Raw genomic sequence first — 478 nt, 5'->3', positions numbered from 1 at the left:
CCGGGTGGCACAGACGATCATCCCCTTGCCGGGGCCGTCGATGAACGGGCGCATCTGGGCGGAGCGTGCCTCCCAGTGTCTGACGATGTCACTCGCCAGGGTCCGCACCCGGGCCGGCGCGCCGTAGAGCGCGTTCATCACGGCGACGCCGCGGCGCAGCCGCTCCTGTTCCGCCTCGTCCAGCCCGGCGGTGATCTCGTCGGCCTGGGTGTCGATCGTCTCGGGATCGACACCCGGCGGCAGCTCCAGCGGGATGAGCCGGCTCTCGTGGTACACCCGGACGGTCGCCCCGTCCTCGACGGCCCGGGTGAGGTCGTAGACGTCGATGTAGTCGCCGAACACCTTGCGGGTGTCGCGGTCCGCCTCCGACAGGGGGGTGCCGGTGAACGCGAGGAACGTCGCCTTCGGCAGCGCCTCGCGCAGCCGTAAGGCAAACCCGTCGAGGGTGTCGTAGTGGCTGCGGTGTGCCTCGTCCACG

At 70.9% G+C, this 478-nt stretch carries 1 pseudogene; it reads right to left on the bottom strand.

From position 1 onward, the window contains the following. Positions 1-478 (bottom strand): annotated as a pseudogene (locus DD1DGNOD_RS03205) (type I restriction endonuclease subunit R); the annotation flags it as partial.

This window comes from Candidatus Protofrankia californiensis (assembly GCF_900634765.1).
Classification (GTDB): domain Bacteria; phylum Actinomycetota; class Actinomycetes; order Frankiales; family Frankiaceae; genus Protofrankia; species Protofrankia californiensis.
Note: the sequence above shows the minus strand (reverse complement) of the source record. Positions and strands in the feature narration are given on the sequence as shown.